At 69.0% G+C, this 19,685-nt stretch carries 21 protein-coding genes; 12 read left to right on the top strand and 9 right to left on the bottom strand.

Features of this window, described 5'->3' with window-relative positions; genetic code table 11:
* Positions 1 to 7: 7 nt before the first annotated feature.
* The 6 genes from SGFS_RS09905 (at position 8) to SGFS_RS09880 (ending at position 6,165) form a co-directional block, all read left to right on the top strand.
* Complete coding sequence (locus tag SGFS_RS09905) at positions 8 to 868, top strand: SPDY domain-containing protein (RefSeq protein ID WP_286249434.1); 861 nt, start codon at positions 8 to 10, stop codon at positions 866 to 868.
* Positions 869 to 914: 46 nt separating this feature from the next.
* Entirely contained in the window at positions 915 to 1,406 is a 492-nt protein-coding gene (locus tag SGFS_RS09900) for a hypothetical protein (RefSeq protein WP_286249433.1), read from the top strand.
* Positions 1,407 to 1,430: 24 nt separating this feature from the next.
* A complete protein-coding gene (locus SGFS_RS09895; protein ID WP_286249432.1) occupies positions 1,431 to 2,138 on the top strand; it encodes a hypothetical protein in 708 nt (235 codons plus the stop codon).
* A complete protein-coding gene (locus SGFS_RS09890; RefSeq protein ID WP_286249431.1) occupies positions 2,057 to 3,004 on the top strand; it encodes a SpaA isopeptide-forming pilin-related protein in 948 nt (315 codons plus the stop codon). The genes SGFS_RS09895 and SGFS_RS09890 overlap by 82 nt, the downstream gene beginning before the upstream one ends.
* 512 nt (positions 3,005 to 3,516) lie before the next feature.
* A complete protein-coding gene (locus tag SGFS_RS09885; protein ID WP_286249430.1) occupies positions 3,517 to 5,700 on the top strand; it encodes a CHAT domain-containing protein in 2,184 nt (727 codons plus the stop codon).
* A 78-nt stretch (positions 5,701 to 5,778) separates the two neighbouring features.
* The gene (locus SGFS_RS09880) at positions 5,779 to 6,165 is read left to right on the top strand and encodes a hypothetical protein (RefSeq protein WP_286249429.1); all 387 of its coding nucleotides are present in this window, start codon (positions 5,779 to 5,781) and stop codon (positions 6,163 to 6,165) included.
* 278 nt (positions 6,166 to 6,443) lie between these two features.
* Here SGFS_RS09880 and SGFS_RS09875 read toward each other — a convergent pair whose 3' ends face one another.
* Positions 6,444 to 7,724 carry an IS701 family transposase gene (locus SGFS_RS09875; protein ID WP_286249428.1) on the bottom strand — a complete coding sequence of 427 codons (1,281 nt, stop codon included), beginning with the start codon at positions 7,722 to 7,724 and terminating at the stop codon, positions 6,444 to 6,446.
* 254 nt (positions 7,725 to 7,978) lie between these two features.
* On the opposite strand from SGFS_RS09875, the gene SGFS_RS09870 reads away from it, so the two are divergent.
* From SGFS_RS09870 to SGFS_RS09845, 6 genes are all read left to right on the top strand, one after another.
* The gene (locus SGFS_RS09870) at positions 7,979 to 8,959 is read left to right on the top strand and encodes a hypothetical protein (RefSeq protein WP_286249427.1); all 981 of its coding nucleotides are present in this window, start codon (positions 7,979 to 7,981) and stop codon (positions 8,957 to 8,959) included.
* Between the two features lie 368 nt (positions 8,960 to 9,327).
* Positions 9,328 to 9,687, top strand: a complete 360-nt coding sequence (locus tag SGFS_RS09865; RefSeq protein WP_286259867.1) for an SPDY domain-containing protein — start codon at positions 9,328 to 9,330, stop codon at positions 9,685 to 9,687.
* A gap of 95 nt (positions 9,688 to 9,782) precedes the next feature.
* On the top strand, positions 9,783 to 10,091 hold the full coding sequence (locus SGFS_RS09860; protein ID WP_434026683.1) for a hypothetical protein: 309 nt from the start codon (positions 9,783 to 9,785) through the stop codon (positions 10,089 to 10,091).
* Positions 10,092 to 10,169: 78 nt separating this feature from the next.
* Positions 10,170 to 10,856 carry an SPDY domain-containing protein gene (locus SGFS_RS09855; protein WP_286249426.1) on the top strand — a complete coding sequence of 229 codons (687 nt, stop codon included), beginning with the start codon at positions 10,170 to 10,172 and terminating at the stop codon, positions 10,854 to 10,856.
* Between the two features lie 15 nt (positions 10,857 to 10,871).
* Entirely contained in the window at positions 10,872 to 11,384 is a 513-nt protein-coding gene (locus SGFS_RS09850) for a hypothetical protein (RefSeq protein WP_286249425.1), read from the top strand.
* Between the two features lie 48 nt (positions 11,385 to 11,432).
* Positions 11,433 to 12,326: a hypothetical protein gene (locus tag SGFS_RS09845; RefSeq protein ID WP_286249424.1), complete on the top strand. Its 894-nt coding sequence runs from the start codon at positions 11,433 to 11,435 to the stop codon at positions 12,324 to 12,326.
* Positions 12,327 to 12,468: 142 nt separating this feature from the next.
* Here SGFS_RS09845 and SGFS_RS09840 read toward each other — a convergent pair whose 3' ends face one another.
* From SGFS_RS09840 to SGFS_RS09805, 8 genes are all read right to left on the bottom strand, one after another.
* Positions 12,469 to 12,924: an NUDIX domain-containing protein gene (locus SGFS_RS09840; protein WP_286249423.1), complete on the bottom strand. Its 456-nt coding sequence runs from the start codon at positions 12,922 to 12,924 to the stop codon at positions 12,469 to 12,471.
* 173 nt (positions 12,925 to 13,097) lie between these two features.
* Entirely contained in the window at positions 13,098 to 13,793 is a 696-nt protein-coding gene (locus SGFS_RS09835) for a hypothetical protein (RefSeq protein ID WP_286249422.1), read from the bottom strand.
* Positions 13,794 to 13,896: 103 nt separating this feature from the next.
* On the bottom strand, positions 13,897 to 14,343 hold the full coding sequence (locus SGFS_RS09830; RefSeq protein WP_286249421.1) for a hypothetical protein: 447 nt from the start codon (positions 14,341 to 14,343) through the stop codon (positions 13,897 to 13,899).
* 81 nt (positions 14,344 to 14,424) lie between these two features.
* The gene (locus SGFS_RS09825; RefSeq protein ID WP_286249420.1) at positions 14,425 to 16,152 is read right to left on the bottom strand and encodes a relaxase/mobilization nuclease domain-containing protein; all 1,728 of its coding nucleotides are present in this window, start codon (positions 16,150 to 16,152) and stop codon (positions 14,425 to 14,427) included.
* Positions 16,149 to 16,811, bottom strand: a complete 663-nt coding sequence (locus SGFS_RS09820) for a plasmid mobilization protein (RefSeq protein WP_286249419.1) — start codon at positions 16,809 to 16,811, stop codon at positions 16,149 to 16,151. The genes SGFS_RS09825 and SGFS_RS09820 overlap by 4 nt, the downstream gene beginning before the upstream one ends.
* Positions 16,812 to 17,145: 334 nt before the next feature.
* Positions 17,146 to 17,319 (bottom strand): hypothetical protein, encoded by a 174-nt coding sequence (locus tag SGFS_RS09815; protein WP_286249418.1) that lies wholly within the window; start codon positions 17,317 to 17,319, stop codon positions 17,146 to 17,148.
* 14 nt (positions 17,320 to 17,333) lie between these two features.
* Entirely contained in the window at positions 17,334 to 18,992 is a 1,659-nt protein-coding gene (locus SGFS_RS09810) for a hypothetical protein (RefSeq protein WP_286249417.1), read from the bottom strand.
* The gene (locus tag SGFS_RS09805; protein ID WP_286249416.1) at positions 18,989 to 19,624 is read right to left on the bottom strand and encodes a WhiB family transcriptional regulator; all 636 of its coding nucleotides are present in this window, start codon (positions 19,622 to 19,624) and stop codon (positions 18,989 to 18,991) included. Before SGFS_RS09805 ends, SGFS_RS09810 begins: the two co-directional genes overlap by 4 nt.
* Positions 19,625 to 19,685 lie beyond the last annotated feature (61 nt).

Here is a 19,685-nt window from a genome sequence, read left to right as displayed (position 1 = left end):
GACCTTCGTGCCCGACACCGAAGAGATCGACGGCGACGTCTACGTCTCCCCCCGCTACCTCGCCGGCAGCACCTACACCGGAGACCCCGCGCTGAAGCCCCTCCTCGCGCTCGGCTTCGACCTCCGTCACGACGACCTCGGCAATGTCTTCGTCAGTGCACCCGACCACCGCGTCCGACTCGGGTACCTGCCAGAAGGAGACGACGACGGGCTGTGGCGGATCAACGCCTACCGCGACCGCTTCGGCCCGCCCGCATGGGGCGTCAGTTTCAACGACGCGGCCCCCACGGAGTTCGTCACCGCCTTCACCACCGCCCTCGCCCACGCGTATACCGCCGGCCCCGATATCTACCTTGCCCCGCCCGACCTCAAGGACCCCGAACTCGGCGCCTTCGATGCCGTCGTCCCGCTGATCAAGAACGGCTGGCAGTTCCAGCACCCGCGCTGGGGCGTGATGGAACTCCAGCCCCCCGACGGGCTGGCCACCCTCGAATACACCACCGGCCGCCTCGACCCGGAGAAGGAACTCACCACCCTGGAGGCTCGCTGGCACCTGTGGGGAGGTCCGAAGAGTGGCCATGCCCGCTGGTACGCCACCGCCACCACCCAGACTCCGACCGCCCTGGTCAAGGCCATCACTCAGAGCGTCTCCGACCCGGCACCGCTGCCGCGCTGGAAGGACTCGATGCTCTCCCGGCTGCGCGAGTCCGCCCAGCTCACCCCCGTCACACCACCCGCACCCCCAGTTCCCACGCCCCTCGACGTCCAGCGCGCCGCCGCCCGCAGGCCGCCGGCCCTTGGCACCCGGAGCGTCCCGCGCTGGAGCACCACCACCGTTGCCGCAGCTCCTGCCGGCCCTCGCCGCTGAACCAGGCCCCCTCCTCCCGGCCCACACGTCAGAAGGCGTTTGATCCTTGTCCCTGCACGCTCAGCAGTTCTTCACCGAGCACCTCACCCTCCCGTTCACCGAGGGCGCGGTCGTCGGCAACACGTACTACGCCACCCCGCTGCCGAACTCCCCGCTCCGGCTGCGGATCGACTTCTCGCCCACCATCCGCGAGAACGAGTACGGCGGCCTCCGCCTTGCCGTGGTCCATCCAGAGAAGGGGGATCTCGACGCCGTGGTCCTGACTTTCGACGAGCACGGCACCTTCACCCGACGCGACGCCGCACGTGACGTTCGGCCCGGCTTCAGCGGCTACGCCCGCATCCTCGACCTGCGTCACCACAACCGACAGCCGCCCTGGCACGGCGCGGAAGTCGCCGGCCTGCGCTCCGCGATCGAGCAGTACACGAACATCTGGTTCCCCGGAGCATGGGCGACGTCGCCCCGTGCCCGGCCGACAGCCCGCACAGCGCGCAAGGTCCCAACCGCCCCGCACAGCCCAGCAGCCCGAACCCGCTGACATTCCCACCGAACCCGGAGACACATGCCCCCGTCCCGCTGGCTGGCCCTTCGGCGCCGACCGCAGCCCGAGGCCCCCCACACGGACGAGCACGAGGCCCACTCTCCTTCGGGGCCGCAGGGCTTCTGGCTCACAGACCCGGCCTTCCGCGCCCAACTCCACTGGGCCACGCTCACCATGCTCGACCTGGTTGAGGGCGTCCTGGACGACGACTTCACCTTGACCGAGGCGATCGACGGCGCCCGCTACCACGCTGCCGACCTGCTCAATATCCCTGCCGAGTACGGCATCCTCGTCGAAGCCGAGGCCGCCACCCAGATCGTCAAAGCCGCCGACCTGCCCGTGGGCTCACCCTTCGGCATCTCCCTCGCCCAGGGACTGGCCCGCATCGAGTCGCTGCCAATCGACGACCAGCAGAACCTCGTCCGGGCTGCCGCCCGCCGCTACGCGATCAATGCCCCTTCGCACAGCCCGGCACGAACCCCTCCGGGCCCGGCTGCCCCCCAGTCCAGCCTCCGCGCCGTACCCGCTGACCGGCTTCGCCACTTCAACCGGCGGGGAGTCCTGCCCGCGTCCCACACAGGAGAGTTCCCTTCTTGCACACCCGCTCTGCCCGCCTCCTTCCCGCCGCAGCCGTCACCATCGCCGCCGTGGTCGGCACCGTGTCCCTGGCTCCGGCCGCCGCAGCACAGACGCCCGAGCCGACGCCGTCCACCTCCTCTGTCCCCCTGAGCACCGCCGAGACCGGCGGAGTCACCATCCTGAAGAAGGATCCCGGAGGAGACGTCCTCGCCGGCGCATCTTTCACCCTGCTCGACTCCGAAGGCCGGCAGGCGGCCAGCGGGAAGACCAACACCGACGGCCAACTGGCCTTCGAGGACCTGGCGCCGGGGGTCTACCGGCTCAAGGAGGTGTCCAGCGGCAGCCTGCTGCACGACCTTGTCGACGACCAAGACGTCATCGTCACCCCCGGCGCGGACACTCCGCTCACGATCATCGACCCCTACAAGCCCGCCACGGTCACACTGAAGGCCAGAGACAACAAGAGCGGCAAGCTGCTGCCCGGATCAACCGTCAACATCGGCACCGGAGACACCACCGTTCTCACGCTCACCACCGGCGTAGGCGGCACCGCCTCCGCGAAGCTGCCCGTCAACAGCCGCACCGGCACCCATTTCTGGGTCAAGGAGACCAAGGCACCCTCCGGATACGACCTCTACAAGCCCTCGATGAGCTTCACCGCGAAGCCCGGCAGTCCGGTCACCGTGACCGTCACCAACGCCAAGACCACCAGCACGGCGCCCCGCTCCTCCGAGAAGCCGTCCGGCAAGCCGACCACCGACGAGTCCACGTCGGACAAGCCGACCCCGGACCAGGGCGACAGCACTTCCGCGCCGTCCGACGCCGCGGTCGTCGCCGAGACCCCGTCGAGCACGGCGTCCCCCGCCCCCGAGGGCACGCTCGCCCATACCGGTGCTGACGCCACCCCATGGCTGCTCGGCGGCGCTGGCATCCTCCTCGCTGCCGGCGCGGGCGCCGTCTTCGCGGCGCGCCGCCGCCGAGTCGACGACGACAGCGACGGCCCCGCACGGAGCTGATATAGCCCCGTCGGCAGCCGCCACAGCCCCCGAATTCCCTCGCGGATTTCGGGGGCTTTCGCTTAGGGCTTCACATGGCCGTTCTGAGCACGGCATCTCGGCAGGTCAGGGTTTCAAGCACTCGACCGCAGCATCGGCGCCTCGCCGGACGTGCAGCAGACCCGCAGAGCCAGAAGGTGGAGTGCCAAGCAGCGGCTACCGATGCTTCGCCGGGGCGGTTGCGGCGAGCTCGACCTACGGGGGTTCCTCTTGGCGGAAACGGATGATCCGAGCCCACGACATCGACGCGAGGGCCATGCTGTGCGTCGCGAGTCAGAACTGACAGCCCTGCGCGACCCGCTCGTACATCCACTGCACTTGCCGGGCGCTGGCCTCCGGGTGCAGGCCAGCCTCCGGCTCACTCAGGACGGTGCGAGGCGCAAGGGTCGTTGCTGGAGTCCACGTCAAGGCAGGGTCGTGCACAGTAGGTTGGGCGGGTCACCGATCGCGTGCAGCAGCGAGGTTCTCTGGCCATGTCGTCACCCTTGGAAATGCCCCCGCTGTACGCGGTCCTGTTCACTCCGGGGGCCATGGAGGGCCGCGCTCAGGACAAGGCGCCCTATGTTCCTGTCGTGTGGGAGCGGCCAGATGCTGCGGAGTCGACTGCTCCGCACGGCCTGGCCAAAACAGTGGCCACTGCGCTGCCTGGGCTCTGGTACTGCCTGCACCTACCCGCCTCGCTCTGGGATCTCGTCGATGTCGATGCGTGGAAGTTGAAGGCACTCCAGAGCCTGCGCCTTGACCACAACATCTTGTTGTTGCCGATCGACATGTTCGACGAGGATCTGCTCGGCCAGCACCTGCAACATCATCATCCCGTTGTCACCGTTTGCCCGGACGAGTTGCTGGACGAGGCCCGGCAGCGGGCGTCGGTGCTGGGATTCGTGCTGCCTACGACCCCCTACTCGCAGCTTTCCGACGGCACCCTCGCCGCTCACTGGCATTCCATTCACGACCACTTCATCCCAGACCTGCCGGCACCGACCGGTGACGTTTCCCTCACTCGCCGCTTGGACCTGGCCCCGCTAACCTTGCCTCACCGCAGGCTGGCCCGGCAGATGGGATGGCCTACGGCGGAGTTGACCGTCCAGGACACGAGCGTGAGTGCGGCGTTCGCGCAGGCGCTCCACGGTAAGACGCGCTTGGCCGCCATCGCCCGCCTGGAACAGGAGGGGGCTTCCTACAGCGACGCTGGCCGCCGCTACCCCCAGACAGTCAGGGAAGAAGCAGCCCGACTACGGGTACCGGTTGCGCTGGGCTTGCCCGGTCCCGCTCCGGCCTATGCCCGCAACGCCTACGACGGCGAACTCTGGCGCCGGACGGGACCCCAGCCCGCCGTCAACCCGGACGACACATGGTCTGTCACACTCCACGAACGCCCTGATCACATGGTCGAACGAGCCGCCATCGAGTTCGCGGTGACACACCAGGCAGTCGCGAGCGGTGGGCTGGGCCTCATGCTGCCCACCGTGCCCCCGGACGCCTTCGTCATCCTTGCCGAACTCGAACGGCATTTCCTCACTCCGCACAGCAGCGCTGCCGTGAGACGCCTGCTCGCCCGGCTCAACGACGCTGCCCAGGCGCTGTGGAGCAAGGAACTGACGGCCGCGATCCAGCGCGCCTCGCACCTGACGGTGTTCTCCGGCTTTCCTCTTGGGCTGTTGACCATGCCCGGGGACAGCGCCCCGCTGTGCGCACGTCTGCCTGTGGCCTACCGGCCGTTGGAACCTCTGACCAGGATGGTGCAGCAACAGGTCTCCGCCGCGCCGGCCATCAGCCTGAACCACACCATCAAAGTTCTGGTCGCCGAGTGCATTCCCCTCAGCGATCCGGTGGGACGGATTTCGCGAGAAGGATGGAATGTGGCCCGCGATACCACCGCACCCAAAGCGGCCACACTCACCATCATCCAGGCCGAGACCCTGACCCTCGAAGCCCTTCAGCAGTCCGTGGCCGAACATCGCCCCGACATCCTCGTCATCAGCGCGCACGGAACGATGGTCGGCAACATGGCCGCGCTCGTCATCGGCGACGAATCACACCTGGACCTCGGCCTCGACCGCGTGCCACCTGTGGTGATGCTCAGCGCCTGCCACGTCGCACCCCGCGGCTCCGGGGCCGTGGCCATCACCGATCTCTTGCTGCGAGAAGGCGCCCTTGCGGTACTGGGAACGCAAGTTCCGGTCGAGGTCACACGCAACGCCCTGCTGATGTGCCGGTTCCTGGTGTACCTCGCCGAAGAGATCACGAAGCCCGGGCAGTTCACGACCATCCTTGATCTATGGCATCACGTGCAGACGTCGAACGCGGTCAACGACATCCTCGACGGAAGCCCCAACCTCAAGGCGTGGGCCACCAGAACCACCATCAACGGCCAACCTGTGATCGTCGAGTTCATGAGTAGCCGGGCTAGTGGCCAGATCCGTCGACCGCACGTCTACGAGGACACCGAACGTGTCCTGGGCGAGATCGCCGACGAGCAGGGCCTCGGCGACCGCGTACGCAACTGGTTCCGCAGGCCTGGCTACGTCCCTGAGTCGCTGTTCTACGTCTTCGCAGGCCGTCCCGACTGCATTTATCTCTCCTCCCTGAGAGGGCAGGTCGAACAAACGCGCCCCGGGCGGTATCTGGTGGGCCTTCCGCTAGATCCTTTCTGACAAATGGGCTTGCGGAGCCAAAGGACCTTGTTCTCGTCTCCGCAGGCACCCCTTGGACCACACCACCAGGAGGAACCAGTGTCATACCCGCAACGGCTCACCCCCGAGGAGAAACTCGCCGACGCCAAGAAGCAACTGAGCCTCCCGCGTATCGTTGTGATCTGCGGCTCCACCCGTTTCATGACCGAGATGACCGAGGCCGATCTGCGTGAGACTAAAGCCGGAAAGATTGTCGTCAAACCGGGTTGCGACATGCAGTCGCCGCACGAACTTTGGTCCGATTCTGTCGCCGAGGCGCTGAAGGTTCGACTCGACGATCTGCATCGGGCGAAGATCCGGCTCGCTGATGAGGTGCTCGTAGTCGGCGACTACATCGGGGACAGCACCCGAGCCGAAATCGCCTACGCCCGGTCGCTGGGCAAGCCTGTACGGTTCACGCACCCCGAAGTCGACCCAGACGCCTGACCGCCCACCCCCACACCCTCCGCAGGCACCCCTTGGAATTGATCATCTAGGTGAGCTGGCAAAGGTGCCACAGGCAGCCCAGGACCGAGCCAAGTAGCCGTCTGATCCCGGATACCCTCTCCTCAGCTGGAATCAGACACGCCAGGCAACCGACGCCTGTAGCGACTTCGGCAGGATGGTCCTAGTAGGACTCCGTTAGGTCTGTCTTGATCTTGGCGTCGTGTGTGTCCTGGCGGGTAGGGGTTGGTGACAGGTGGTGCAGATGCCGGTCCAGCACCTCAGGACGTCCTGGAGGGTGTCAAGGACTTGGTAGAGGGTGAGACCGGTGCGAGGACTTTTGGGGCCAGGCGCTGTTCGGTGAGGAAGGCGTGGGCGGCGGTCACGAGGGTGACATGGTGGTGCCAGCCAGGCCAGGAACGGCCCTCGAAGTGGTCAAGTCCCAGGCCGTGCTTGAGTTCGCGGTAGTCGTGCTCGATGCGCCAGCGGACCTTGGCCAGACGCACCAGGTCGGCGATCGGGGTGTCGTCCGGCAGGTTGGACAGCCAGTAGTCGGTAGGCGCTTCGGCATCGGCGGGCCACTCGACCAGCAGCCAACAGTCGGGCAGGATCCCGTCCCACCACCCCTGTTCAGCTGAGGCCGCAGCCCTGATGGGACGCTCGACGGCCTTGCCCGCGGGCCGCACGCGCACGGCGGCGAAGCGGGAGCGCAACTCCCCTCTCGACCCGAGCCGCCAGGTGACAGAGGTGAACGCCTCCTGCCCAAGGCCGGCGGCAAGGGCTGCCACCGAGGGCGCGGGGTGCCGGTAGCGGGGCTGGGGCCAGCAGCCGGTATCCCCGTTGCGGGCCGGGGCCTCGGGCTCGGCGTCGAAGGGGTGGGCGCTCACGTCCGAACGGATGGCCAGGACGTAGGCGAGTTGGCGGTCGGCAAGGGCGGCCCGCAGGTGCGCGTTGGTTCCGTAGGCGGCATCGGCCACCACGACCGGTGGGTTCATGCCCCAGCCTGCCAGTGTGTCGAGCATCTCCAGGGCCAGGCGCCACTTCTCGCGGTGCGTGACCTCGGGCGGGACGCGGGTGAGGGCCCGGCGGCCGGTGTCCGCAGCCCATTCCCGGGGCAGGAACAGCCGCCACTGCAGCGGGCAGGAGGCGGTATCGCTCGCGGCGTGGACGCTGACCGCGACCTGGCAGTTCGCCCGTTTCCCCAGAGCCCCGCAGTACTGCGGGGCCACCCCGGCCGACATCCTCCCGTCCTTGGGCACCGACACGTCGTCGATCACCCACGCCGCCGGACCGATCAGCGGCAGCATCCGTTCGCAGATCCGCCGCTGCACCGGCACCGGATCCCAGGTCGACTGGTTCACGAACTGCTGCAGGTTCTGCTCGTTGCCGTCCGGCAGCCGCGTGGCCATCGCCTGGATCGACTTACGGCGGCCCTCAAGCATCAGTCCCCGCAGATAGCAGTCGCTCTTGGCCCGCTGGTCCTTGCGCGGTACCGACGCGAACACATCCGCCACGTAGAACGCCAACGCCGCCCGTACACGGTTCACTTCATGTGCGTCCACACACCCAACATGCTCCCGAACAGGCCCGACAGGAAGACCTAACGGAGTCCTACTAGAGCGCAAGGGGAGCAAATGACCGATGGGATCCCGCCCACCGAGATGCCCTGGGAGCTCGCTGCCGTGTTGCCGGACCGCCTGTGCACGCGATACATCGCCATTAAGATCTTTGAACGGAATGCTGCGTGAGCGCCCCTTGGGCCCCTGTGCCCAGCCCCAGGCCAGAGCCGGTTACGGCGTCGCTGCAGCGAACCCCGGTGGCGTTCCCGCCCGTTCTCAACGGCTTGGACTACCTCGACAGTGTAGTTAGCCACCTCTCCGACGACGAGGAACCCGACGGCAGAGATTCACACCCGACGCCGCGCGACCTCAAGTACGCAGTCCTCCACCTCCAGGCCGCCACGGAAGTCCTGCTCAAGGCCCGCCTTCAGCAGGCACACTGGACGCTGGTGGTAAAGGATCCCGGCAGAGCCAGCCACCAGAAGTTCACTAGCGGGGACTTCCTTAGCTGTGGCACCGACGAGACCTTGGAACGCCTACGGAACATCGTCGGCCTCGAACTCGATGCGCAGCAACTCGAAGCGGTCAGGAAGCTGGGCAAGACACGCAACGCCCTTCAGCATTACGGGCTCACCCAGTCGGCTCACGCCGTGGAGGCCCAGACAGCTACCGTGCTGGACTTCCTCCTCACATTCATCAACGAGCATCTTCGCCCACATGTGCCTACCGCTGAACAGGCCCTGGTCGACGCGAGTATGGAGGGCATCCGCCACCGGCTGCACACCATCACCCGGCTGATCGCCACACGGATGGCCGGACTGCGGGAGACCCTGGACGCCTGCGCGGATACCACGGTCCACTGCCCGGAGTGCGGGATGGCCGCCCTGGTCGCCGGCGCCCCGATCTCGTGCCGCTTCTGTTACCGACAGTGGTCGGACGGCGAGGCAGCCGCCGAGGACTACGTCTGGGGCGCCATGGTCCGCAACGTCGCAAAAGACCCCCACGACAATGAGACGCCACCGATTCACTGGTGTCCGGCCTGCTCCGCCCCCGCCCTCGTCAAGGCCACCTGCCCCCTCACGGAGGCACCGGACTACGCGATCCACCTGTGCCTCGGCTGCGCGGCCGTCTTCGACCGGTTGGGCTACTGCCACTGTGGGGGACTGCTGGACAACCGCTTCGACGAAACCGTCGACTTCTGTCTCGACTGCGCCAAGCGGATGGCGACGAAGTGTTGAGGCATGCCCAGGCAGCAATAAGGGAGCGGGCATGCCGTACGGCGTGGTCTTCGAGTGCGACCAGCAGCCCACGCCCCCGAACCTCCACGAATACCTCGTCCAGTAGCTGACTAAGGCCCGCGATTTTGGTCTGCACTCGTCGTCGACCTGAGGTGAGGAACACACCTGTGGCGAAACCGTGTGCCCCAGGCGCCGCGACACCCCCTGGCACCCCGGACGACTGGGTTCGCTGTCAAGCGCCTCGATTGGATGGCAAGGAACAACAGTTCGCCTGGGGCAGACAGGAAAGATCGCAGAAGGACTGGCCAACGCTCCTGGGGCATGTCAACGTGAACGCCTTCCAGGAAAAGTGCCAGGTCAGAGAGGTGATGCCGGTGACCGTGGAGGTTGCCCAGCCCGGATTTGCCGCGACTGTCGAGGCCCTGAGGCTGCGTTCCTGGAAGCTCGGGCCGGGCCAGCCGACGCTGGTGATCGACCAGTTCACGGACGCCGATTTCAAGCTGGTCGTGGATGACCGCGCCGATGTCCATGTGAACAGCAAGGACGGGCGGTTCTACCTCGGGTGGTTTCCGACGGGTCGTCGCGGCACCGACGGTGAGGGCTGGGTGATCGCGGTCACCGGTACCGCGAAGGTCCGCGGGTACCGGATGTCGTTCGACACCGAGACTCCGGCGGCCATCGTCGCCGCTGCCGTGGCACAGGTCCTCGCCACCTCCCAGCCGCTCTGAACAGCGGGGCCGACGCCACACCACCGGGCGCCCTGCGCGCCGCATACCCTGCCCAGCTTCGGGACACCCTTGTCCGCTACCGCGAGGAGAACGCTGTGGACGAACCGCATCTGCACGAGATGACCGTCGGCGAACTCGTCGACCTTCTGTCCGCCTGTGATCACGACGCGCCGGCCCGGCTCGCCATCAACCCGCTCTTTCCCATGGCCCACCGTATCGGCGGGGTGATCGCTGCCCAGGACGAGAACGGTGACCCGCTGGTCTTCATCACCGAGGCCAAGGACGCCGAGCAGGTCGGCCACCTCCCACCGGACGTCGCCGTCGAACTCACCTGGCACGAGCCGACCGAGGCTCCCGCACGCCGCCGTCGCAGGGCGACCGGGCCACGCGACGACGGCAGCTGAACCACCAACGACCCTACGGAGGCGCCCCTGCACCCGCACGACCCCCACGACCCTGCCCACCCCGACCCGCAGGAGGCGGTGTATTGGGTCACCCCGCGTCACCTGGCCGGCGACGACGGCGCGCTCGGCGAGCGGATCGGCGACCTGCTGACCGGCCTGGGCTGGCGGCTGTGGCCGACCTCCCGCCACACCCTGCTGTACGTGAGCCCGGACGAGCTGCGCGGCGCCGAGTGGATCCTCGCCAGCTACCCCTTTGAACTCGGCGGACTGCCCGTGGCGTGGCAGTTGTCCGCCCGTCCGCATGCCGCGAGCGCCCTGACGGAGTGGAACGCCTACTTCACCACGGGCGTCCCGCATGAGGCGCTTGCCGACCTCCTCGTCGCGCTCGACGCCCGCGAGGCGCCCGACATCGGGTTCGACGGGCCTCAGGCGGTCATGGCCGCGCTTGTCTCACAGGGCTGGATCCGGGACGTGGACCGCCCCGCGACCGCGGCCACGGACCCCGGCTTCGCTTCCAGCGTGTCGCTGGAGGAACTGCCCAAGCTCATTCAGGACGCCGACCCGCGCCCCGATCTGATGGGCTGGCAGGCGTGGGCGGAACCTGTTTTGGGCGCACCCTATCTGTGGTGCGCCAGCTTCAGCGCCAGCGTCCCGCACGACCTGGTCGCGGCCTTCGCCGCCTCGCTCGCCTCCCCGGTCCCCGTGCCTCGGCGCACCCTGCCCGAGGGCGCGCAAGAGCGGCTCACCGTCGTGCGCCGTGACTGACGACGACGCCTCCTCATGCCGGCCGCCCGTCGCCCCGGGCGGTCGCTTCCGCTGCGAAAGGACACCGATCTGTCGGTTTCATACCTGTCCCCTGGAAGACTCGCGGTCGCCAATGCCATTGCGGCGGCCGGGCCGGGACGTCACTACCTGCACGTCATCCGGCCGCTGGTTGCCCAGGAAGTGCTCGCCGAATTCCTCTACCTGGGCGGCAACACCCTTGTGCTCGGGCCGGTGAGCATGGAGCGCTTTGACCGTCTGACGCGCCTGGTAGACCGGGCCCTGGAGGATGCGGGTAATCGGTGCGGGTCGTCGGTGCTGTCGCTGGTGTCCGATGCCCCCACCGACTCGGGCCCGGCCCGGACGGTGACCCGGTACATCATCGAAGACGGGCAGTGCACCGAGGCCGGAGAGCTGAACGCGCGCGAGTACGGCGAATGCGCGGTCACGCTCGCCCGCGTCGAGGCTGACAGAGCGGCCGACGACGCGCGCACGCTCGCCGCCCTGCCCGGCCGTTTCGACTTTCTCTGACGAGCCTTTCGTCACCCACCCGCCCCACACTGACCCTTGGAGGTCTGCTTGTCCCTGCCCATGATCCGGCTGTCTATCTCTCCCACGAACGGGACCGCTCACCACGGCGTCCTGATCGGCACCGAACCGTTGACGGTGTGCGCTACGCACTCGACCGATCTCGCACCGATCGCGGAGAACACCACGCACTCTTTGTGCCAGAGCTGTACACGCGCTTGGCTGATCCTGACCACGCAGCCGCACCCCGGCGGCGAACGGGATCTCCGGCCCGCCGCTGGCACCGGCAAGGGCGCCACCGCCCACCTGCCGATCCCCGGCCATCTGCTGGGCTACTGCGGCAAGTCCCTTGGCCCTCGCTCGACTTCGGCCCGCCGGGTGTGCGCCAACTGCTCGGCGCTCGCGGCGGCCCTGGAGCGCTTCCACCGGCTCGCGGGCGAGGTGAGCGTGTCCTTCGACGGATCCTGCCCGCGCGACGAGGACCTGCTGTGGGCACCCAAAGGCCACGCCAATCTCGTCACGGGACACCGCCGCCGCGCCGCGACCGGCACCGGCCTGTGCGACGCGCCGCTGGCCGGACCGAACCCCGAGGCCACCAACGAATGCGCCCCCTGCCGCCGAGCATGGAGGACCGAGCGCGACCGGCGGACCGCCGCGCTTCCCCACATGAGGGCACGCGCCCGCTGGTGGGACCAACGCTGTGAACTGGACACCTTCCAGGGCCGTGCCGATGGCCTCAACCCGGGCGACGCCTATGCGCTCTCCGGCTGCCCGGACCAGCACCACGTCCTGACTGTGACCCATCCCGCCCGGGGTCGGCAACTTGCCGTCCTGGTCTATGTCCCTGCCGCCGACGAGATCGTGGAACTGGGTCTTCACCCCGATCGCCTGCTTGCCATCGAACGGCCGCACGCGCCGGAGGCGGGCATACCCACGCTGCCATGACCCCCTGTGGCGGCAGGCACCGGCCTGCTCTGGACGCGCCGTGCCTGGCCGCCGCGTCACCCAAGGGCCCGGTTTCCTCACCTTCGTCAAGGTGAGGAAACCGGGCCCGTTTTCGTTGCGCCGTGCCGTGCCGTCCCGGTGCTCACAGGAACCCGGAGGATGTGGGTGGCGTGGGGTCGTTCCTACGGGGTGGCAGGCGCAGTGCGAGCTGTTCGACGTAGTGCCGGACATGGGGCGGCATCGGCTCGGGCAGAGCGTCCAGCGGGAACAGACGAAGGGCCTGCCCTTCGCCGAGGACCAGCTCGCTCTCGGTGCCGTCCCAGACTGCGGCGAACACGTGGGGTGGCGTCTTGCCCTCCTCGTAGGCGGTGACAGCCACTTCTTCGATCACCGTGGGTACGATGCCAGTCTCTTCCAGCAACTCGCGCAGGACCGTCTCGAGCGGCGTCTCGTCCGCCTCACGTCCGCCGCCGGGAAGCGACCAGCGCCCCGGCCAGCCGATGCCGGCCTTGTTGTCCCGCAGCTGCAGTACGACCTCACGGCGCGGTGTAGTGACGAACGCGAAACACCCGCGGGTCTTCGTGGGACGGTTCACCACGCCGGTGACCTCTCTTCGTACGACAGCGTCTGGATGGCTGACGGCCGAAGCCGGAGCCGGAGCATGGCCCTCGCTGTGTGCAGGGCCCTGCAGCACGGTAATGCTGGATGACGAACGCCCCGTTCTCCACTGCCTGGCAGCGGGGAGAACGGGGCGCGACGGAGCGTCGAGTGTCAGCGGGCCTGCGCCGCCTGGACGGCGTCGGCGAGATGGGCGTCGACGAGAGCGGGCGCCCCGGACAGGACCACCAGAATCGTGCCGGTGCGGATCGCCGTCTGCTTGACGACGCTGCGCTGCCCGCCGACCGCGTAGGTGAGCAGCTGGCTCCACTGCTCGTCACCCAGGTCCGGGGCGGCCGTCTGCTTCGTGCCCATGTCGATGACGATGCTGCCCGACACGAGCTGGTACGTGGGGCAGGCGGTCATCGCGTCGAAGATCTCCCCGATGCCCTGCGAAAGCTTCGTCGCGGTGTCGCTGTACAGCTCCTCGGACACCTCGGAGTCGCTGCCGCCGGCGTAGGTGAAGGACGCCTTCGCCTGGCGGGGGAAGGACGGGCCGGTGCCGGTGGCGGCGCTGCTGCCGAGCTTGGCCAGTGCCGGGCAGCCGATCACGGTGACATCGTCGTGCGTGGCCGGGCGCTGCGGCTTGCGGCTGTAGCCTTCGCCGAGGTCGCTCTCGTCAAGAAGCCGCTTGCTCAGTGCGGCCGAGGACAGCGGCGCCGACGCTGCGGTATTCGAGCCCACCTTGCGCGGCGCGGCGGTTGTGGGGGAGGCCGGCTCGGCGGAGGTGGTGCTGCCCGTCGAGCAGCCGGTCAGAACCAGAGCGGCGAGAGCGCTGAGGCTGAGGATGGTCGTGGTGGGAAGGCGCATGCGAAACCCCTAAGTGGCCTGCGAAGCGGACAGGTTGACTGCGCCGGCCCTCCGGGCACCGGCAGAGAGAAGGGGAGTTGGGGTTTCAGGGGTTTCGCCGGCTTCAGTGGCCGAGGTGGCGCAGGCCCTCGTCGAGGGTGGGATGGAAGTGATCGACCGGACCGGAGTTGCGGTTGAACCACACCGGGTCGAGGCGGGGCTCCGGCGTTGTGTGGCCGGCCCGGCAGCGCAGGTGGATCGTGTCGTCGCACATGCTGAAGATGATCCAGTCCCGGTATGCGCCGCACTCGGGGCACGAACGGACCTCGCCGTCGATGACGAGTGGCTGCTGCCAGCGCATCATCAGGCCCTCGACATCCTGACGCGAGGGGACCCGCAGGTCCGGCGGCAGGAAGTCGGGCACTACCGCCTCCGCGGCCGGGTCCGGAGCCTGATCAGCAGGGGGTGCCGGAGGCTGGAAGCCGGGATGCGACTGCATGGTGTGCAGCAGGGCGTGGCCGGCACGCTGGGCTTCACGGAATTCACGGTGGGCACGAGCACGTCCGAACATCTGCTCTCCTTCTCTTCGTCTGACAGGCCACAAGGAGGGTGCCTCATGCACCTGACCTGCTTCAATTCTCAGACTCCGTAATCAGCGGGCCTTGCCCGGACCCTCGCCGCGGCCCGCTGCGGGCTTTGTCGCACGCCCCGGCGTACTGGCCGAGGTAGGGATGGAGTCGATGGGCATCGTGGTTGCGTCGGCGGGCAGATCGGCCATGCGGCGCAGCCGCCACACCAGCACGTCGCTGATGGAGTCGGCGGTGCCCAGCTCTCGCCGGGCGGCGGCCTCGGCCAGCAGCACCGCCGGATCGTGGCCGGCGCTCTCGGCGTCGGCGAGGGTGGCCGCGAGGGCGTACCAGCCCGGCTCAGCCAGGATCTGCTCGGCCAACTGCGGCACCGCCGCTCGTAGGCAGGCAGCCTGCTTGTGCCGCAGTGGCTGCGACAGATGTCGTCCCCGCTGGTACAGCACCCCCAATGGGATGCCGGCGGCGGCCTGGTAGGCGGCGCGCAGGTGCTCGGCGGCCTGGCGGGCGGCGGCGGCCTGCTGGGCGTGGTTCTTCTTCGCGTGCCAGTGGGCTGCGGCCGTGACGAGGAAGAACGCCATGTCGATCAGCATCGCCGTGGTGGCTCCGTCCTCTCCGCGGCCGAGGGCGGGTCCGCTGTAGACGAGGTCGCGGGCGGCTTCGCGCAGGGCGCGGTCGCGCCCGCGTTCAGCTCGTACGTGAGAGCGGGTGGCCCGTTCGAACGCGAAGGCCGCATCGCGCAGTTGGGTACGGGTGTGGGCGGCTGAGGTCTGGGCGAGTGCGTCCAGGATTTCCCCGGCCGCCGCGATCTGCGCGGCCACCGCCGCGTCCTGGCCGCCGTCGATGACCAGCACCGCCTGCCATACGGCCGTGGCCGCCCGGCGCCTGGCCGTGGCCGGGCCGCTCGGCTCCAGGGGGGTGGCCTGGTCCGAGGACGTGTCGGCGCTCGGTGAGGGGGTGCCGTTGGAGAAGCGTTTACGGATACGGGGCAGGGACAGGTCGGGGGAGAGGGTGGAACCGGCGTAGAAGACGGGCTCCTGGTCTTCGTTGCGGTCGTCGGGGAGCGCGACCTTGTAGCCGAGGAGGTCGCCGGAGGGCGCGACGCGCTTGTGGATCAGTACGCCGGCGTCGGCCAGGCGGTCGAAGAACTCCTCCTCACTCGTGGCGCCGGCAACTGCCTGCCGTACGGTCTCGCGCAGTTCCTCGCGGGCGGGGCGCTCGCGGCCCTCGCGTTCGGCCTTGTGGCGCTCGGCGCTGGTGGGTCGTTTGGCGGCGGTGCCGTCACCGGTGTTGAGCTGCTTGAGCCCGTACTCGGCTTCGATCAGCCTGGCTTCGGCCTGGGACCGGGCGGCGTCATTGTTCAGCCGTGGCCGGCGGCGGTCCTCGCGGACGAGCGTGGCGATGATGTGGATGTGGTCGTCGGCGTGCCGTACGGCGGCCCAGCGGCATGCCGCGTCGTCGCCGTCGGGGGCGATGCCGGTGGCCGCGACCATGCGCCGGGCGATGTCGCCCCACTGCTCGTCGCTGAGGATGGGGTCCTCGGGGGCCGCCCGGACGGACAGGTGCCATACGTGCTTCTTGGGCCGACGGCCTTTGGCGAGGGCCTCGACGGGCATGTCCAGCAGCTGCTGGAGGTCGGCGTATGTGGCGTTCGGGTCGCGGCCGGGGTCAGGGGCGAGGCTGTCCCAGGCGGCAACCAGGTGGGGGTCGATGTGCTCCTCGTGGGTGCCGGGCCCGTAGAGGTAGTAGAGCAAGCCGATGGTGCGCTGCCCGCGATCGTGGACTCGGGGAATCATGCCGCGGTGGTCTCGGTCTCCAGGTAGTGCCGGGTGAAGGCGTCCACGCGGCGGGCCGCGCGGGTCACGGCGTCGAGGACCGCCACCGTGTTCGGGGCGTCCGCACCCGAGTTCAGGGCCTTGGCCACCTGATTGACGTTGTTGCCGATGTGTCCGAGGTGCCGGCGCAGGGCGAACAGCTCGTTCAGCACTTCGCGTTCGGTGGCGATCTCGGCGGCGGTGCGGTCGAGATCGCAGGCGGCTTTGAGAGCGGCGTGGGCAAGGAAACTGGCGACGCTCATACGGCACGCGGACGCTGCACGTGCGAGCAGCTGGTACTCGTCGTCGTTCATGCGGCAGCTGGGCTGGCGCACGCGCTTGTGCTCGTCACGCAGGCGCTCGCGCTGCTGCACGTGCGGCTTCGAGGGTGCGGTGTGGGCGCACTGCTCGGTGTGGCAGGTATGCGTGTGCTCTTCCCCCGGACGCGAGCCGCCCTCGGTCGCATCCTGCTCGTTCGGCGCCCCCTGGCGCCGGACTTCTCCCGCCGCTTCAGGGGCGGGGGAGGCAAGAGCATTGCTCCCGACGGGAGCAATGCTCTTGCGATAACTTGCTCGCACAGCAAGCGAGTTGGGGATCGGCTCATCCGGCGTGGGGGCGGGGTTTGGAGTCGAGTTCGTCATCGGGCGCGGTTCCTCGGGGTGCGGAGGCGGTGCTGGATTTCGGCGACGAGGTCGACCACGGCGGCCGGTCCGTCGAAGACTCGGACGCCCGTTTCGGCTGTGTCCTGGACGAGCCACTGGCCATTCGGGGCGAGCACGGCCGCGTGCAGGAGCTGGTGGAGGACCAGGACGTCAGCCCAGGCGGCCGCCTCGGCGGTCGTGGGGGCGTACGTCCGTGGATACGGGGGTCGGATGGCGTGTCCTTCGTTGTGGAGGGCGTGGTGGCCCGGCTTGAGGCCGGGCCACCACGGCGGTTGAGTGATGTGGAGTGGTCTTACCTGCGTCTATGGGGGTGTCAGCCGCACTCGGGGCAGCGTGCGAAGTGGCGGCTCATCGCGCGGGCCATGTTGCGCTTGACCGTGATCGCCTGCTTCGCGCTGGTCTTGGCCGGAGGGGTACCGGCTTTGCGTTCGGCGTAGACGGTCAGGAACCGGATGTCCTTCTCGAAGTCGGACCTGATGCGCGACATGCGCGGGCACGTCTTCACCGTGCGCTCCTCTTCTTTGCGTTGGAGGTGGCCGTTTCGTGCCGCAGGCGTTCCAGGACCGGCGTGAGGCGGTCGTTGCGGATGCCGATGCCGTGGGCGCGCATAATCTCCCTGAGCTGGGTGCGCGTGACCTCGGCATTCCCGTCCCTCTCCAGCAGTTCGGGCACGTGGGGGCGGAGCTGGGTGACGAGTTGGTCCACACTCACCTTCCCCTGCCTTCGGGACGGCTTGCCGTGGCCGCCTCGGGACCGGTTCCGGGATGCTTTCGGCCCCCTGCGGTTGGGGACCGTGTGGGGACGGTCCCCAACCGACTCGGTCCCCGTTCCGGGGTCACCGTGGTCCCCGTCGGGGACTGATTGGGGACGGTCCCCAGCGGGATCGGTCCCCGTTCCAGAGTCTGGGGCATTGTGCCCGTTTGGGGCCCGCGTTGGGGACGGGCCACCCGGGCTCTGAGCTGCGGTTTTGTCCCCGACTGCCCCGTTCGCTTCCGCGCGGTCCCCGATGTTGCCGGTCCCGGGGACGGCCTTGTCCCGGTCCCCGTTCGCGGGATCCATGTCCCGGTCCCGATTCGATTCGCGGTCCCCGATTGCGGGGACCGTGTGGGGATGGTCCCCGGTCGCGGAGTACGCCGTTCCCGCAATCAGATCCGCAGGGTCCGTTTCGGGACCGTCCCCATCCGGTGCGGTGCACGCATCGGCGACCGCGAGCGTGCGGCCCGTTCGTTGCCCGGCTGCCGTCCCGTCGGCGATGGCCGGAAGGACAAGACCGTGGTCTTCGTGGTGCTCGTCCTGCGGCGGCAGCGTCCAGGGCGAGGGCAGGTCGATGGTGGCGAGCGCGGTGGCATGCCGGTGGGCGGCGAGCTGGTCCAGGAGCGCGCGCCGCTGCTTCAGGTCGGTGCCGACGCCAGCCCGTGCCAGGGCCTTGGACAGCCGACGTGTGATCCGCCGGCCCCGCCGGCTCTCACGGCTTTGGGCGGAACGTTCTGCCAGGCGGGCGGCCAGGGCGACGGCCTGGGCGGTGGCCCGGTGGCGGGTGATCTGGGCGGCGTCCCGGTCGCGTTCGGCGATGCCCAGGCGGGAGAGCAGGCGCTCGCGTACTTCCCGTCCGAGGGTGGCCAGGATGCCGTGCGAGGCGGCGCCGGGCTTGCGCAACCGCAGCTCGATGCCCATGGCCTGATGCCAGAGCATCGCGGCCATGACCGGTCCGACGAACGCCCGCACAGTCCCGCCGACCGGTCCGGACTCGGCGTAGGCGGGGATCACCTGCACGCCGGTGATCATCCAGACGAGTATCCCGGGCAGGCCGGGCGCGCCCTGGGTGTTGAGGTTCTGGCGGGCCATCAGGGCGGTGGCGAAGAGGGCGAGTTCGGCGGCGGCGAACATGGCGGCGCGCTCGGCGGTGCCGTCCATGTCGAGGTAGTCCGCGGCGAAGCGCCAGCTGGTATCGGCGCTGTAGGCAGTGCAGCCGATCGCGGCAAGGGATGCGACCCACACCGCCGGGGCGGACGACCGCGCCGTTCCTGCGCGGGCACGGGCCCGCCGGACCAGCCATCCACCTCCCAGTACAGCGAGGACCGACAGGGCAGCGGCGGCGATCATCCGGGGTGAGGGTTCGAAAGAGGCGGCGGTCAGTGGTAGGGCGGTGGGGCGGGTCATGCTGCCTTTCCGAGTGCGGTGATCAGAGCCTGGGTGTGCACCTGGCGGGGCACGGGCGAGACGGTGACCTCGTCCCCGTCGCCGTCCTCGTCCCCGTCTTTGTTGGTCGTGGGGTCGGCCTCGTCGTACAGGCCCCAGAACCGGTCGCGGTCGGCGACGTCGTGGGCGGCCCGGCGCATCAGGTCGCGGGCCCAGTCGAGTTCGAGCTGGAGGGTGTAGGCGAGACGCTCGGGGGACCATCCGCGGGCGTAGGCGTGGCGGACGACGGCCTCACGTTCGGCGTCGCTGAGGTGGACGTCGCGGCCTTGGAAGGCAGCCTTGACCCGGGCGTAGTCGAGGCGCTTGCTGACCCGGGCGTGCCAGGGGCGGCGCTCGATCTCGGTCAGCCCGCCCCACATCCCGTGGCGGATGTCGTTGTCCAGGGCGTAGGCGAAGCAGTCCTTCTTGACCGGGCACCGGCCGCAGATGGACCTGGCTTCCGCGGCGGCGGCGTGGTCACGCGGGGCGTGGAAGAACAGCTCGTCGGCGTCGTCGGCGGGCATGCCGTGGCACAGGCCCCGGACGTGCCAGCTGTGGTCGGCGATCCCGCGTAGCGTCGGGCGCGTGGTGTCGTTCGTGTTGATGGTGCGCAAGAGGATCTCCGGGTACGCCTCAGCACGCGCCAGGCGCCGGCAGGGTGGGCGCGGAGATGCA

It is taken from the genome of Streptomyces graminofaciens (genome assembly GCF_030294945.1).
GTDB classification, from domain to species: domain Bacteria; phylum Actinomycetota; class Actinomycetes; order Streptomycetales; family Streptomycetaceae; genus Streptomyces; species Streptomyces graminofaciens.
Note: the sequence above shows the minus strand (reverse complement) of the source record. Positions and strands in the feature narration are given on the sequence as shown.